Genomic DNA, 13,614 nt, shown 5'->3' with positions numbered 1-13,614 from the left:
GGTTGTTGACGTGACCGACACCGACATGCTGCCCGAGTCCTGGCGCGGCGTCCTCGGCGACGAGCTGCAGAAGCCGTACTTCAAGCTGCTCACCGAGTTCGTCGAGGAGGAGCGGGCCAAGGGGCCGGTCTACCCGCCGCGCGAGGAGGTGTTCGCCGCCCTGGAGGCCACTCCGTACGACAAGGTCAAGGTCCTCGTCCTGGGTCAGGACCCGTACCACGGCGAGGGCCAGGGGCACGGCCTGTGCTTCTCGGTGCGCCCCGGCGTCAAGACCCCGCCCTCGCTGCGCAACATCTACAAGGAGATGCAGGAGGAGCTCGGCCACCCGGTCCCGGACAACGGCTATCTGATGCCCTGGGCCGAGCAGGGCGTCCTGCTCCTCAACGCGGTGCTCACGGTCCGGGCCGGCGAGGCGAACTCCCACAAGGGCAAGGGCTGGGAGAAGTTCACGGACGCGGTGATCACCGCCGTGGCGTCGCGGCCCGACCCGGCCGTGTTCGTCCTGTGGGGCAATTACGCGCAGAAGAAGCTGCCGCTGATCGACGAGACCCGACACGTGGTGGTCAAGGGCGCGCACCCCTCGCCGCTGTCCGCGAAGAAGTTCTTCGGCTCGCGTCCCTTCACGCAGATCGACAAGGCCGTCGCCGACCAGGGGCACGACCCCATCGACTGGCGCATCCCCGACCTGGGCTGACCGGTCCGGCCGCCGCGCTCGGGACGACCGGCCGGCCGGCGCACGGCCACACGGCGGCAGTGCGTGCGGGACGCCGCGGGCCGGGCGAGACTTTGCGGACACGACCCAGCGTCGGAACACCGGCCTCCGGGACTTCGCCGGCTCCCGGCTCCCGGGCCGGGTCGCCGACGGACGAGCGGAGGCCGCAGTGCGGGAGCAGCAGCAGGACGCGTCGGACGCGCCGGAGGACGCGGTCCTCACCAGGATGGGGCAGACCATGATGCTGCTCCATGGCGGTGACCGGGAGGAGGCGCGCAATCGTTTCGGTGCGCTGTGGCGGCGGCTCGGCCCCGACGGCGACCCGGTGCAGCGGTGCACGCTCGCGCACTGCATGGCCGACGCCCAGGACGACCCCTACGACGAGCTGGCCTGGGACCTGCGGGCGCTGACCGCGGCGGAGGAGGCGACGGGCGAGCCCCGCGCGGAGCTGCGGGCCCTGTACCCGTCGCTGCACCTCGACCTGGCGGCCGACTACGCCGGGCTGCGGCGCCCGGAGGTGGCGCGGATCCACCTGGACCGCGCCCGCGCCGCCTCGGTCACCCTGGCCGACGGCGGCTACGGCGACGCCGTCCGCGCCGCCATCGCCCGCCTGGCCCGCCGCCTGGCCGCCGACTGAGCGGGGCCCGCGGGTGGGCGGGAGCCCGCGGTGGGCCGAGCGGGACTCCACGGGCCGCGCCGGGCCGGGGGCCGGTCGGGCGGGCGGGTGGCGTCAGTGGCCGTAGGCCTCCCGGCAGAGCTGGGCCTGGCGGCTGTGCGGGTCCCAGCCGCCGTAGCTCCGGCCGAGGGCGCAGACGTCGGGGACGGTGTCCGGGACGGCCGGCACCGCGGGGGGCCGGATCCGGGGGAGCTGGTCGCGCAGCCGTTCCGGTGACGGGACCCGGGCCGGGCGCTCGGCCCGCGGCGTGGCGCGCGGCGGCGCGGACGGCGCGGCGGCGGCCGGGGCGCCGTGGTGGGGCCCGGCCGCGGCAGGCCGCCCGCGCGGGGCGGGCGGCGTCACGGGGGGCGGAAGCGCGGCCTCCAGAGCCTCCCGCGCGGGGCCCTCGACGATCTGCGGCGCCACGTCCTGGCGCGCCGCCCCGCTCGCCTCCGGGGCCGCCGGTACGGGGCGCGGCCCCTGGTCCACCGACACGCAACCGGAAACGGCCGCCACGGCCACGGTCACCAGGACCTTCGCTGTCATTCTCGTTCGTTGCACCCCGCAACTCTGCGGGGTGACCGGGCGCTTGGGGATCCCTACCGGCCGTTATTGCTCCGCACGGGTGATGGGTGCGGCCGGCCGGTCACCGAGCATGCCGCCGAGCAACTCGCCGAAACCGGCGCGCAGTTCCGCGACGGTCGGGACGGCGGTGTGGAACGTCCCCACCGCGACGGAGAACAGCATCCCCTCGCACCAGGCCACCAGGGACAGGGTGTGGCGCTCCGGCCGCGCCGACCCGACCGCCCGCATCAGCGCGGTCAGCGGTTCCCGGAACCGGCGCCCGGTCTCGTCGTAGAACGTCCGCAGCTCGGGGCGCCGGGTGGCCTCGAGGCCCAGCTCGTACCGCGCCACGAGCAGCTCGCGGTGGCCGGTCAGGTAGCGGTGCAAGGTCTGGGACAGGGCGTCCAGCAGTCCGTCGATCCCCTCGCCCGGTGCCGGCATCCCCTCCAGGGACAGCACCTGCGCCTCCCGGTCGGCGAGCCGCCGCACCGCCGCCTCCAGCAGCGCCTGGCGGGTGCGGGCGTAGTTGGACGTGGAGCCCTGGGGCAGTCCGGCGGCCTCGTCCACGGCGCGGTGGGTCAGCCCGCGCATGCCCCGCTCCGCGAGCAGGGCGAGTGCGGCGTCGGCGATCAGGTCGGCACGTGCGGTCATGACCCCAACCTACCGCCCTCACTACATCCGTAGTACCTTGATGGTGTCACTACAGATGTAGTTCCGGCTCTCGGAGGAGTCATGGACAAGCGCACCGTCACGCCCCGTGCCGTCGTCGTCGGCAGCGGCATCGGCGGACTCACCGCCGCCATCGCCCTGCACCGGAGCGGCTGGCACGTCACCGTCCTGGAGCGCGCCCCGTCGCTGCGGCCCGTCGGCGCCGGCATCGGCCTCGCGCCCAACGCCCTGCGCGCCCTCGACGTCATCGGTCTCGGCGACGAGATCCGCGCCCTGGCCGCCTGGCAGGGCGACGGCGGCATGCGCACCGCCCACGGCCGCTGGCTCGCCCGCACCGACGCCCGGGCCGCCGCCGAGCGGTACGGCGGCCCGCTGGTCGTGGTCCACCGGGCCACGCTCATCGACACCCTCGCCGCCCGCCTCCCGGACGGAACCGTCCGCACCGGCGCCCCCGCCACGCTCACCGACCCCGGAACGGCCGCCACCGGGCACCGCGCCGTGGTCACCACCCCGGACGGCGACATCGAGGCCGACCTCGTGGTCGGCGCCGACGGCATCAACTCGGCCGTACGCCCCGCCCTGTTCCCCGCCCACCCCGCGCCCGAGTACACCGGACTCACGAGCTGGCGCGTCGTCGTGCCCGCCCCCCGCCGGCCCTTCGCCCCGCACGAGTCCTGGGGGCGCGGCGCACTGTGGGGCACCCAGCCGCTCAAGGACGGCCGTGTCTACGCGTACGCGGCGGCCGTCGCCCCGGCCGGCGGGCGGGCCCGCGACGACGAACGCGCGGAGCTGGTGCGCCGCTTCGGCGCCTGGCACGACCCCATCCCCGAGATCCTCGCCACCATCACCCCCGACCAGGTCCTCCGGCACGACATCCGCCACCTCACCACCCCGCTGCCCGCCTTCCACCGCGGCCGGACCGCCCTGCTCGGCGACGCCGCCCACCCCATGGCGCCCACCCTCGGCCAGGGCGGCAACCAGGCCATCGAGGACGCCATCGTGCTCGCCCACCACCTGGCGCCCCACCACGACACCGGCGCCGGCCTCGCCGCGTACTCGGCCGCCCGGGTGCCCCGCACCACCGGAGTCGTGCGCACCTCCGCGCGCGTGGCCCGGCTGCTGACCCGCACCAGCGCCCCGGTCGTCGCCCTCCGCGAGACGCTGATGGGCCTCGTCCGCCTCGCCCCCGGCCTCGGCCTGCGCGCGTTCGACGGCATCGCCGACTGGCGGCCGCCCCAGCACACGTATTCTGACCGGGCGCGCCGGCACGACGACGGTGGCGTACGGCGATAGGGAGAGCGTTGTGAGGATCGGCTGCATCGGACTCGGCGACATCGCGCAGAAGGCCTACCTGCCGGTGCTCGCCACCGTCCCCGGCGCCGAACTGCACCTCCAGACCCGCACCCCCGCCACCCTCACCCGGGTCGCCGCGACCTACCACGTGCCCGCCGGCCGGTGCCACACCGACCTGGACGCGCTGCTCGCCGCCCGCCCCGACGCCGCGTTCGTGCACGCGCCGACGTCCGTGCACGCCGAGATCGTCACCCGCCTGCTGGAGGCGGGGGTGCCCACGTACGTCGACAAGCCCCTGGCGTACGAACTCGACGAGTCCCGCCGCCTGGTGGAACTCGCCGAGCGGCGCGGCGTCGGCCTCGCCGTCGGCTTCAACCGCCGCCTCGCCCCCGCCTACGCCCAGTGCGCGGACCACCCGCGCGAGCTGATCCTCATGCAGAAGAACCGGATCGGCCTGCCCGAGGACCCGCGCACCCTCGTCCTGGACGACTTCATCCACGTCGTGGACACCCTCCGGTTCCTGCTGCCCGGCCAGGTCGAGCACACCGACGTACGCGCCCGGATCCGCGACGGGCTGCTGCACCACGTGGTGCTTCAGCTCTCCGGGGACGGCTTCACCGCCATCGGCATGATGAACCGCATGAACGGCTCCACCGAGGAGGTCCTCGAGGTGTCCGGCCAGGACACCAAGCGCCAGGTTCTCAACCTCGCCGACGTCGTCGACCACAAGGGCCAGCCCAGTGTCCGGCGGCGCGGCGACTGGGTGCCGGTCGCCCGCCAGCGCGGCATCGAGCAGACCGTGCACGCCTTCCTCGACGCCGTACGGGCCGGAAGGACGCTCAGCGCCCGGGACGCACTCGCGACCCACGAGCTGTGCGAGCGGGTGGTACGGGAGTGCCTGGAGCAGGCCGCCGCCTGACCACCCGGCCGGCCCCGGCGGCGCACAGCGCGGCCAGCACGGCCACCGCCGCGTACACGGCCCAGTCACCGAACCGGACGTACGGCGTCGTCGCCCCGGCGAGCGGGACCTCGTACACGGCGGCCCCGCTCACCTCCGTGCCGAGCGGCGCCCCCACCCGCCCGCCGTCCGGGCCGTACACCGCGCTCACCCCGGTCAGCGTCGCGTGCACCACCGGCCGCCCCGTCTCGGCCGCCCGCAGCGCCGCCAGCGACGCGTGCTGACCCGGCGCCCAGCTCTCCTGGAACGTCGACGTCGCCGACTGCGCCACCAGCAGCTCCGCCCCCTCCCGGGCCAGGTGCCGGCTCATGTCGGGGAACGCGGACTCGAAGCAGACCAGCGGGCCCACCCGCGGGCCCCGCTCCCCGACCGTCATCACCACCGGGCGCTCGCCGCGCCGCCGGTCCTCGGCCGCCGCCTTGCCGACGGAGGTGGCCCAGCCCAGCAGCGACCGGAAGGGGACGTACTCTCCGAACGGCACCAGCCGCATCTTGTCGTACCGGTCACCGGTGATGCCCTCCGGGCCGACGAGGACGCTGCTCTTGTAGATGCCCGGCCGGTCGGACCGGCGCGCGTCCACGTTCACCAGCACCGGGGCGCCGACCTCGCGCGCCAGCGCCGCCAGCCGGGCGCTGTACCCGGGCCGGGCCGCCAGGTCCGTACCGACGCTGCTCTCGCCCCACACCACCAGGTCCACGTCCCGGCCTGCCAGCTCCCGCGTCAGCTCCTCGCCCCGGTCGAACCGCCGCTCCGGACCGTCCGCCCCGCCGATGACACCGGGCTGCACCACGCCCACCCGCACCCGCCCGGCCGGCTCCGGGCCCGGCACCCACCGCGCCGCCGCCCCCACGGCGACCCCGCACACCACCAGGCCGGCCACGGCGGCGCGGCGCAGCGAGGGGACCGCCACCAGAAGGACCACCGCCGTGTTGACCGCCACCACCAGCAGGCTCACCAGCCACACCCCGCCCGCCGCGGCCACCCGCAGCACGGCCGGCACCTGCCATTGACTGGCGCCCAGCAGCCCCCACGGACCGCCCAAGCCCTCCCAGGACCGGGCCAGTTCCACCATCAGCCAGCCCGACGGGACGACGGCGAGCGCGGCCGCGCCCCGGGCCGGGGACGGCGCCCCGCCCAGCATCCGGCGCACCAGCACCCCCCACGGCGCCCACAACAGCCCGAGCAGCGCCGCCAGCAGCAGGATGAACACGTGCAGGCTCGGCATCAGCCAGTGGTGCACGGCCAGCATGAAACCGACCCCGCCCAGCCAGCCGTCCAGCGCGGCCCGGCGCCCGGTGGGAGCCGTACGGACCAGCAGCATCCACGGCACCAGCGCCAGGTACGCCCACCACCACAGGGACGGCGCCGGAAAGGCCGCCGCGGGCAGCGCCCCGGCGGCCGCCGCGGCCGTACCGCGCCACCACGGGGACAGCGGCGCACCCGCCCCACCACCCGGCCGGCCCACCGGAATCCGCATACCGCGCCTCCTCGCGCCCAGGGGCCCGCTGACGCCTCCAGTGTGCGGGAGCGGGTCATTCCGCCGACAGTACGCCCCCGGTGCGCCGCCACTTCTCGTGCACCACCACCGTGCTCAGCCGCCAGCCGCCCCCGGTGCGCGCCATGGCGAACGCGTACCGCCCGCCCGAGACGACGTCGTCCCCCGCCGTCATCCGCATCGGGTTCACGTAGTCGGCGAACGCCCGGGCACGGTCGCCTGGGTAGCCGCCCAGGTCCTCGATGGTCACCCGCCGGTTGACGATCAGGTGCTGGCGCACGGGGAAGTGCGCCATCGTCTCCGCCAGCCAGTCCGCCACCTCACCGGCCCGTCCGGCGACACCGCCCGCGGCCCGGTAGTCGGCGTGGCCGTCCTCGGTGAACAGCCCCCGGTAGGCGCCCCAGTCGGCGTCGTCCACGGCCACCGCGTACCGGGTGATCAGCTCGTCGATGGCCAGCCGGTCCATCACGGTCGCGAGGTCCACGCGCTGCGTCATCGCCTCAGTGTCGGGCAGCGGCGGCCGCGGGCCAAGAGCCGTGCACCGCCCCGTCCGGGGCCGTCCTCCCCGCGTCCTCCCGCCGTCCTCCGGGCGTCCTCCGGGTGTTCCTCAGGCCGCTTCCCAATGGTGGGCCCGCCCGCCGCGCCACTCCACCAGATGGGGGTCGTCCAGGGAGATGTCCGCCTCGTCCAGCCCGGCGCGGCGCAGGAACTCGACGAGGTCCGCGTCGTTGTGGGCCAGTCCCACGATCTGCCCCCGTACGGTCACGCGCCGTCCGCCGCCGGGGGAGGGGCGGTGCACGACGACGGGTGTCTGCCAGGCCATGGGACCAGGGTGCGCCGTACGGCGGGTGATCGCAGCCCGGGCGCCGCGCGGCCCGCTCCTCCGGGCGGCCTCCCGGGGCCAGGGCCCGGACGCGTGCCCGCGATTCACACGGGGTGTGAACGGAACGCATGCATATATGCGCCGTGCGCCCTCGTGCCCACCCCCGGTGCGCGGCAGGCTCTGTCGTACGTGTTCGGGACGGAGGACCCGGGCATCGGGGCCGCCGGTCACCCCCCCTGCCGGCGGCCCCCGCCCATGCCCGGCCGCTTTCCGCCACCCGTGCCCGGCCGCTCCCCGCCGCCAGGCCCGGCCCCGCCCGTGCCCCCGCCGTCACGGCACCCGGACCCGCCGCCTCCGCCGGGGCGCCGTCATGGGGCCAGGGACCGCCAGATGCGCTCCGGCAGGTCCCGGGCGGCCTCGTCGAGATCGACGTCCTCGATGCCGGAGAGCCAGCGGCGGGCCACGGCGACGACCGGGCCGAGGGCCAGGGACTCGATCAACGGCAGCGGCAGTGGCGCGAGTTCGCCCGACTCGACACGGGGCTGTATCCACTGGGCGAAGGCCGAGAGCCGGGCCTCCTGGGTGTCGCGCAGCTCCTGGCCCCTGGCCATCCCGTGGCGGTCGGTCGTGGAGGAGTGCAGCAGCAGCGCGGCGGCCCGGTGTTCCCGGACGAACCCCAGGTAGGCCTCGACGAGGGCGCGGACACCCGCGCGGGCGCTGTCCGCGCCCAGGAGGGCGGTGGCCAGCTCCTCCAGCAGGCGCCCCAGCCAGCGGTGCGTCAGGGCCGCGACGAGGCCGTCGATACTGCCGAAGTGGTGGTACAGGCTGCCCAGGCTGACCCCGCTCGTCCGGGTGACGGCGGCGACGGTGACGCCCCGCTCGCCCTCGGCGGAGTAGACGCGCAACGCGGCGTCCAGGAGGAGATCGGCGGTCACCTCACCGCGTTGCTGCTTGGGGCTCACGAGGTTCCTTTCGGGGCTCCGTCCGGAGTAGATTTCCAGAGCGACTTTCTAGAAACTGATTCCAATATCGTACGGGGCTGACGTGGTGGAGCTGAGGGGGAGCGGCGCCGAGCCGCTGGAGACGGACGACCCGCGCAGGATCGGTCCGATCCCGCTGGCGGGCAGGCTCGGGGCCGGCGGCATGGGGCGGGTGTACCTGGGCGTCCATGAGGGCCGGTACGTCGCCGTCAAGCAGTTACTGGCCTCCGTGGTCGGGGAGGACGCGGACTTCCTGCGCCGCTTCGGGCACGAACTGGACAACATCGCCCGGCTGCCCGCCGGGGCGACCGCGCCGCTGATCGCCGGCGACCGTGCCGCGCGCCCGCCGTGGTTCGCCACCGCGTACGTCCCCGGGCTCACCCTGCGCGAGGCCGTCGAGCTGAACGGCGACCCCCTGCCCGCCCGGGCGCTGTGGCTGCTGCTCCGCGAGGCGGCCGCCGCCCTGGCGCCCGTGCACGCGCTGGACATGGTGCACCGGGACCTCAAGCCGTCCAACGTCATGCTGACCCTGGACGGCCTCACACTGATCGACTTCGGTGTGGCCCGGGCCGCCGAGCAGAGCCGGCTCACGAGGACCGGCATGGTCGTGGGGACGCCCGCCTACATGGCGCCTGAACAGGCCTCCGGCTCGCGCCGGTTGAGCGGCGCCACCGACGTGTTCGCCCTGGGGTCGGTCCTCGCGTACGCGGCGTGCGGCCGGCCGCCCTTCGGCAACGAGTCGGGGCACGGGGTGCTGTATCGCATCGTGCACGAGCAGCCCGATCTGGAGCCGCTGCGGGAACGGGAGCCGGACCTCGCCGAGGTGGTCGCGGCCTGCCTGGACAAGGACCCGGACGGGCGCCCCACCGCCGCCGGACTCCTCGCGACCGCCGCCCGGCGCGGCCCCTTCACCGCCCCGCTCTGGCCGGAGGCCGTCACCGCGGTCCTCTCGGAGCGGGCCGCCTTCGCGGCGGACGTGCGGCGGATCGACGTACCGACGCTCCCGCTCACCAGCGGGCCGGACCCCGCCCAGGGCCCGGACCCCGCCCAGGGCCCGGACACCGCCCCGGACGCGGCCCCCGGTCGGGCGCCCGACCGAGCGCCCGACCGGAAGACGGAGCCGGAACCGGAGCCGGAGCGGGCGCCGGAACCGGATCGGGCGCCGAAGGCGGCGGCAGCGGCGCGGCCCGAACGCAGCCGCCGCACCCGCGTGCTGCTGGCCGCCGTCCCGGTGGTCGTGGTGGTGGGCGGTACGACACTCGCCGTCCAGCTCCTGCCCCACACGTCCGCGCCCCGCGCCGAGGGCCCGGTCTCGCCGTCCGCCTCCGCCCCGGCGCGGGGCGGGCCGCCCCCGTCGGCGGCGGGCGGGGCCCCGGCGGGCACGGCGTCCCCCGCGGCCTCGCCGGGCACCTCACCGGCCGGGAAGACGCCCGGCGGGGGCGCCGGGAGCGCCGGGGCCGTGCCGCCCGGAGCGGTCGCGGCGGGCGCGGCCGGTACGGCGGGCGGGGTCCCGGCCGGGGGCGCCGGGGGAGCCGGCTCCGGCGGAACGTCCCCGGCGTCCGGCGGATCGGGTACGAGCACCTCGGGCGGCTCCACGGCGACGTCCGGCGGCACGAGCGGCACCAGCGGCACGAGCGCCGGCGGCACCGGAGGGTCCGGCGGCTCCTCCACCAGCACGTCCGGCGGGTCCGGCACGAGCACGTCCGGCGGAGGAACGTCCGCGCCCCCGGCGTCCGGCACCCTCCGCTACCGCAACGGCGACAACGGCAGGTGCGTCACCCAGGTCTACGGCGCGGCCGACCACGGCAGCTGCGCCGACTCGACCGCCCGGTGGACGGTGCGGAGCACCTCGGGCGGGAGCTTCAGGCTGGTCAACCAACAGACCGGCCAGTGCCTGTACTCGAACGGGCTGGGCCAGGCCGTCTTCGTGGGTGACTGCGCGCAGGACATCGGCCGGCTGTGGCGCAGCGGTTCGGGCGGCAGCCTCCGCAGCGACTACGGCGGCGGCTGCCTCGACCTGGGCATGAGCAGCGGACTGGTGACGAAGACGTGCGCGGGGGAGGCGTCGCAGCGCTGGACGGGACAGACCTAGGTCGTGTCCTGTCGGTCGGGCCGGGTCGGTGAGCGGCCTCCTCCGTCGTGCGACGCACGGCGGAGGAGGCCAGGCGTGGCGGCCTCTGGGGCGGGGCGGCCCGGCGGGTGGCCCTACGCGGCCCGGGCGATGTCGCCCTGTTGCGACGTCCGGGCCCACTGGACGACCAGGGCGCTGTAGATGCGCTGCTCGTCCTCCGAGAGCTGCCCGCCGGAACGCGCCCACAATTCACGGATCGCCGCGTTCAGCGCGTCGGCATCCGGGGTGGGCAGCTCGGCAGGGGATCGGGTCATGGCATCCAGCGTAGGCGGACCCTCCGCCGATCCCCCCACTCGTCGGCCACTTTGTGACGAAGCTCCCGAACGGTGTGTGACGAAGCTCGCGCCGCCGGGCCCCGTCCTTCCGGGCGGGGGGACGGTCAGCCCGCCGACTCGCCCGCGTGCGGGCTGAGGACACCCATCCCCACCAGCGCGAGCAGCACCAGGCCCAGCAGGATCCGGTAGATCACGAACGGCATGAAGCTCTTGGTGGTGATGAACTTCATGAACCACGCGATCACCGCGTACCCCACGCCGAAGGCGATGATCGTCGCGAAGATCGTCGGGCCCCACGACACATGACCGCCCTCGCTGGCGTCCTTCAGCTCGAAGAGGCCGGACGCGAGTACCGCCGGGATGGCGAGCAGGAAGGAGTAGCGGGCCGCCGCCTCGCGGGTGTAGCTCATCAGCAGGCCGCCGCTGATCGTCGCGCCGGACCGGGAGACACCGGGGATCAGCGCCATCGCCTGGCACATGCCGAAGATCAGGCCGTCCTTGACGCCCAGGTCCCGCAGCGTCTTGCGCTCCGGGGCGGCGCGGTGCCGGCCGCCCTCCTCGACCCGGGCCGCCAGCCGGTCGGCGATGCCGAGCACGACGCCCATCACGATCAAGGTGGTCGCGATCAGCCGCAGGTCGCGGAACGGGCCCTCGATGTGGTCCTTGAGCGTGACGCCCAGCACGCCGATCGGGATCGAGCCGACGATCACCAGCCAGCCCATCTGGGCGTCGTGGTCGCCGCGCATCTCCTTGTTCGTCAGCGAGCGGAACCAGGCCGAGACGATCCTCGCGATGTCCTTGCGGAAGTAGATGAGGACGGCCGTCTCCGTGCCGATCTGGGTGATCGCCGTGAAGGCAGCGCCCGGGTCGTGCCAGCCCGCGAAGGCCGCGGTGAGGCGCAAGTGCGCGCTGGATGAAATGGGGAGGAACTCCGTCAGCCCCTGGACGAGCCCGAGGATGAGTGATTCGAACCAATTCATGGGGCTACGGCCGTCCCGAAGGTGCTCGTGCGGTCAATGGGGGGCGGCCGTTGATCGACGGCCGGTCGGTGCGCAGCGTACAGCCCTCAGATGAATGGACCGGCCACAGGACCCGGCCAGGGGACCCCGTCACAGGGCGACGGCCAGGACCCGGCCACAGGATCCGGCCGCGGGACCCGCCCCGGTCTCCCCGGGCCCGGGCAGGTTCCGGCCCCGTCTCCGCCGGGCCCGCTCCAGGGCCGGACTCAGGACTCGACCGGCCCCGCCGTGGTCCAGCCTGCAGCCCGCACGTGCGGGGTCAGGCCGTCGCCGTGGGCCTCCTCGCCGCAGTGGCGGCAGACCACGACCGGGTCGAGCCGGGCGCCGCAGGAGTGCTCGACCACGGTCGGCGGCTCGTCGTTGAGGTGCCGGTCGCCCCAGGCCATGAGGGTGAGCAGCACGGGATGGAGGTCGCGCCCGGCGTCGGTGGGGCGGTACTCGAAGCGCTGGGGGCGCTCGCTGTACGGGACCTTCTCCAGGATGCCCGCCCCGACGAGGCGGCGGAGGCGGGCGGTGAGGATGTCGCGCGGGGCGCCGGTGTTGCGGGCGATCCGGTCGAAGCGGCGTACGCCCAGGAACACCTCGCGCAGCACCAGCAGCGAGTACTTCTCGCCCACCAGCGCCAGGGTGTCCGCGATCGAGCAGGGGCGTGGGTCCTTCATGCGGCTCCTCCGTGCCGGCCACGGGGCTGTTCCCGGGTGGGTGTCCCTTCCGGCGGCCAGCCTAGAAGGCATGGGTTGGATTTCCCAACCCACTCAGCTATGTTACCGATGAGTGTTGGTCCAGTTTTCCAACTCACCTCCCGCGAGCGAGGAGCCGTACCCATGCGCGACGCCGTCATCGTCGAGGCCGTCCGGACCCCCATCGGCAAGGGCAAGAGGAACGGGGCCCTGGCCGGAACCCACCCCGTCGAACTGCTCTCCCACACCCTCCGCGCGCTCGTCGAGCGCAGCGGCATCGATCCCGTCCTCGTCGACGACGTCATCGGCGGCTGCGTCGACCAGGTCGGCGAGCAGGCCATGAACACCACGCGGTACGCCTGGCTCGGCGCCGGACTGCCCGACTCGGTGCCCGCGACCACCGTGGACCGCCAGTGCGGCTCCTCCCAGCAGGCCGTCCACTTCGCCGCCCAGGGCGTGCTGTCGGGGGCGTACGACATCGTCGTCGCGTGCGGGGTCGAGTCGATGAGCCGTGTCCCCATGTGGTCCAACGTGCCGCCCGGTGCCGACCCCTTCGGCCCCGGTGTCGCCGCCCGCTATCCCGAGGGCCTGGTCCCGCAGGGCATCAGCGCCGAACTGATCGCCGCCAAGTGGTCCATCGGGCGCACCGCGATGGACGAGTACGCGGTGACCTCGCACCGGCGCGCCGCCCGGAGCTGGGAGGACGGGCTGTTCGACGCCGAGGTCGCGCCCCTGGCGGACCTCCGGCGCGACGAGTGCGTCCGGCCCGGCACGACCACGGAGGTCCTGGCCGGCCTGCGGCCCGCGTACCACGACCCGGCCTTCGCCGAACGGTTCCCGCAGATCGACTGGTCCGTCACCGCGGGCAACGCCAGCCCCATCAACGACGGGGCGTCGGCCGTCCTCGTCATGGCCGGCGACACCGCCCGGGCGCTGGGGCTGCGCCCGCTCGCCCGGCTGCACAGCTTCGCCGTCACCGGCTCCGACCCGCTGCTGATGCTGACCGGGGTGATCCCCGCGACCGAGAAGGTGCTGCGCAAGGCGGGGCTCCGGCTCGACGACATCGACCTGTTCGAGGTCAACGAGGCCTTCGCCGCCGTCGTCCTCGCCTGGCAGCAGGAGACCGGCGCCGACCTCGACCGGGTCAACGTACACGGCGGCGCCATCGCGCTCGGCCACCCGCTGGGCGCCAGCGGCACCCGGCTGACGACCACCCTCGTCCACGCCATGCGGGAACGCGGCGCGCGCTACGGCCTCCAGACGATGTGCGAGGCCGGCGGACTGGCCAACGCGATGATCCTCGAAGCGGTGTGACCCCCGGACACCGAACCCGAGCCCCCGGCTCCCGCCCGCCGCCGCC

The 13,614-nt window shown here is 75.1% G+C and carries 15 protein-coding genes; 6 read left to right on the top strand and 9 right to left on the bottom strand.

Features of this window, described 5'->3' with window-relative positions:
* Nucleotides 1–10: 10 nt before the first annotated feature.
* Together ung and ACZ7LK_RS17120 are read left to right on the top strand one after the other, a co-directional pair.
* A complete protein-coding gene (gene ung, locus ACZ7LK_RS17125; protein WP_392273316.1) occupies nt 11–694 on the top strand; it encodes a uracil-DNA glycosylase in 684 nt (227 codons plus the stop codon).
* Nucleotides 695–938: 244 nt separating this feature from the next.
* Nucleotides 939–1,349 (top strand): hypothetical protein, encoded by a 411-nt coding sequence (locus ACZ7LK_RS17120; protein WP_471141576.1) that lies wholly within the window; start codon nt 939–941, stop codon nt 1,347–1,349.
* Nucleotides 1,350–1,442: 93 nt separating this feature from the next.
* Here ACZ7LK_RS17120 and ACZ7LK_RS17115 read toward each other — a convergent pair whose 3' ends face one another.
* On the bottom strand, nt 1,443–1,913 hold the full coding sequence (locus ACZ7LK_RS17115; protein ID WP_392273317.1) for a hypothetical protein: 471 nt from the start codon (nt 1,911–1,913) through the stop codon (nt 1,443–1,445).
* A 63-nt stretch (nt 1,914–1,976) separates the two neighbouring features.
* Complete coding sequence (locus ACZ7LK_RS17110; protein ID WP_471141515.1) at nt 1,977–2,582, bottom strand: TetR/AcrR family transcriptional regulator; 606 nt, start codon at nt 2,580–2,582, stop codon at nt 1,977–1,979.
* An 81-nt stretch (nt 2,583–2,663) separates the two neighbouring features.
* On the opposite strand from ACZ7LK_RS17110, the gene ACZ7LK_RS17105 reads away from it, so the two are divergent.
* Together ACZ7LK_RS17105 and ACZ7LK_RS17100 are read left to right on the top strand one after the other, a co-directional pair.
* Nucleotides 2,664–3,893, top strand: coding sequence for an FAD-dependent monooxygenase (locus ACZ7LK_RS17105; protein WP_471141513.1), 1,230 nt, complete (start codon nt 2,664–2,666; stop codon nt 3,891–3,893).
* Nucleotides 3,894–3,903: 10 nt separating this feature from the next.
* Nucleotides 3,904–4,812, top strand: a complete 909-nt coding sequence (locus ACZ7LK_RS17100; protein ID WP_469462738.1) for a Gfo/Idh/MocA family protein — start codon at nt 3,904–3,906, stop codon at nt 4,810–4,812.
* On the opposite strand, the gene lnt is transcribed toward ACZ7LK_RS17100, so the two are convergent.
* The 4 genes from lnt to ACZ7LK_RS17080 all read right to left on the bottom strand — a co-directional run bounded on the left by lnt (nt 4,733) and on the right by ACZ7LK_RS17080 (nt 8,131).
* A complete protein-coding gene (lnt, locus tag ACZ7LK_RS17095) occupies nt 4,733–6,328 on the bottom strand; it encodes an apolipoprotein N-acyltransferase (protein WP_469462736.1) in 1,596 nt (531 codons plus the stop codon). The genes ACZ7LK_RS17100 and lnt overlap by 80 nt on opposite strands.
* 55 nt (nt 6,329–6,383) lie before the next feature.
* Nucleotides 6,384–6,842 (bottom strand): nuclear transport factor 2 family protein, encoded by a 459-nt coding sequence (locus ACZ7LK_RS17090; RefSeq protein ID WP_392273322.1) that lies wholly within the window; start codon nt 6,840–6,842, stop codon nt 6,384–6,386.
* Between the two features lie 111 nt (nt 6,843–6,953).
* On the bottom strand, nt 6,954–7,169 hold the full coding sequence (locus ACZ7LK_RS17085; RefSeq protein ID WP_469462734.1) for a hypothetical protein: 216 nt from the start codon (nt 7,167–7,169) through the stop codon (nt 6,954–6,956).
* Nucleotides 7,170–7,537: 368 nt separating this feature from the next.
* The gene (locus ACZ7LK_RS17080) at nt 7,538–8,131 is read right to left on the bottom strand and encodes a TetR/AcrR family transcriptional regulator (RefSeq protein ID WP_471141508.1); all 594 of its coding nucleotides are present in this window, start codon (nt 8,129–8,131) and stop codon (nt 7,538–7,540) included.
* 82 nt (nt 8,132–8,213) lie between these two features.
* On the opposite strand from ACZ7LK_RS17080, the gene ACZ7LK_RS17075 reads away from it, so the two are divergent.
* Nucleotides 8,214–10,241, top strand: a complete 2,028-nt coding sequence (locus ACZ7LK_RS17075; protein WP_471141506.1) for a serine/threonine-protein kinase — start codon at nt 8,214–8,216, stop codon at nt 10,239–10,241.
* Between the two features lie 113 nt (nt 10,242–10,354).
* Here the strand turns inward: ACZ7LK_RS17075 and ACZ7LK_RS17070 are convergent, their stop codons facing one another.
* The 3 genes from ACZ7LK_RS17070 to ACZ7LK_RS17060 all read right to left on the bottom strand — a co-directional run bounded on the left by ACZ7LK_RS17070 (nt 10,355) and on the right by ACZ7LK_RS17060 (nt 12,236).
* A complete protein-coding gene (locus ACZ7LK_RS17070) occupies nt 10,355–10,534 on the bottom strand; it encodes a hypothetical protein (RefSeq protein ID WP_392273326.1) in 180 nt (59 codons plus the stop codon).
* A 125-nt stretch (nt 10,535–10,659) separates the two neighbouring features.
* Nucleotides 10,660–11,535: an undecaprenyl-diphosphate phosphatase gene (locus ACZ7LK_RS17065; RefSeq protein WP_392273327.1), complete on the bottom strand. Its 876-nt coding sequence runs from the start codon at nt 11,533–11,535 to the stop codon at nt 10,660–10,662.
* A gap of 245 nt (nt 11,536–11,780) precedes the next feature.
* Complete coding sequence (locus ACZ7LK_RS17060; protein WP_392273328.1) at nt 11,781–12,236, bottom strand: winged helix-turn-helix transcriptional regulator; 456 nt, start codon at nt 12,234–12,236, stop codon at nt 11,781–11,783.
* A 162-nt stretch (nt 12,237–12,398) separates the two neighbouring features.
* Here ACZ7LK_RS17060 and ACZ7LK_RS17055 point away from each other — a divergent pair, with 162 nt between their 5' ends.
* Nucleotides 12,399–13,568 (top strand): thiolase family protein, encoded by a 1,170-nt coding sequence (locus ACZ7LK_RS17055; RefSeq protein WP_392273329.1) that lies wholly within the window; start codon nt 12,399–12,401, stop codon nt 13,566–13,568.
* Nucleotides 13,569–13,614: the final 46 nt, after the last annotated feature.

This window comes from Streptomyces sp. NPDC039423, assembly GCF_055598725.1.
Note: the sequence above shows the minus strand (reverse complement) of the source record. Positions and strands in the feature narration are given on the sequence as shown.

Coding starts and splice junctions, on each gene's coding strand:
- ACZ7LK_RS17065 (WP_392273327.1), bottom strand. CDS start 11,535: ATGAATTGGTTCGAATCACTCATCCTCGGGCTCGTCCAGGGGCTGACG.
- ACZ7LK_RS17090 (WP_392273322.1), bottom strand. CDS start 6,842: ATGACGCAGCGCGTGGACCTCGCGACCGTGATGGACCGGCTGGCCATC.
- ACZ7LK_RS17115 (WP_392273317.1), bottom strand. CDS start 1,913: ATGACAGCGAAGGTCCTGGTGACCGTGGCCGTGGCGGCCGTTTCCGGT.
- lnt (WP_469462736.1), bottom strand. CDS start 6,328: ATGCGGATTCCGGTGGGCCGGCCGGGTGGTGGGGCGGGTGCGCCGCTG.
- ACZ7LK_RS17085 (WP_469462734.1), bottom strand. CDS start 7,169: ATGGCCTGGCAGACACCCGTCGTCGTGCACCGCCCCTCCCCCGGCGGC.
- ACZ7LK_RS17070 (WP_392273326.1), bottom strand. CDS start 10,534: ATGACCCGATCCCCTGCCGAGCTGCCCACCCCGGATGCCGACGCGCTG.
- ACZ7LK_RS17060 (WP_392273328.1), bottom strand. CDS start 12,236: ATGAAGGACCCACGCCCCTGCTCGATCGCGGACACCCTGGCGCTGGTG.
- ACZ7LK_RS17120 (WP_471141576.1), top strand. CDS start 939: ATGGGGCAGACCATGATGCTGCTCCATGGCGGTGACCGGGAGGAGGCG.
- ACZ7LK_RS17055 (WP_392273329.1), top strand. CDS start 12,399: ATGCGCGACGCCGTCATCGTCGAGGCCGTCCGGACCCCCATCGGCAAG.
- ACZ7LK_RS17105 (WP_471141513.1), top strand. CDS start 2,664: ATGGACAAGCGCACCGTCACGCCCCGTGCCGTCGTCGTCGGCAGCGGC.
- ACZ7LK_RS17110 (WP_471141515.1), bottom strand. CDS start 2,582: ATGACCGCACGTGCCGACCTGATCGCCGACGCCGCACTCGCCCTGCTC.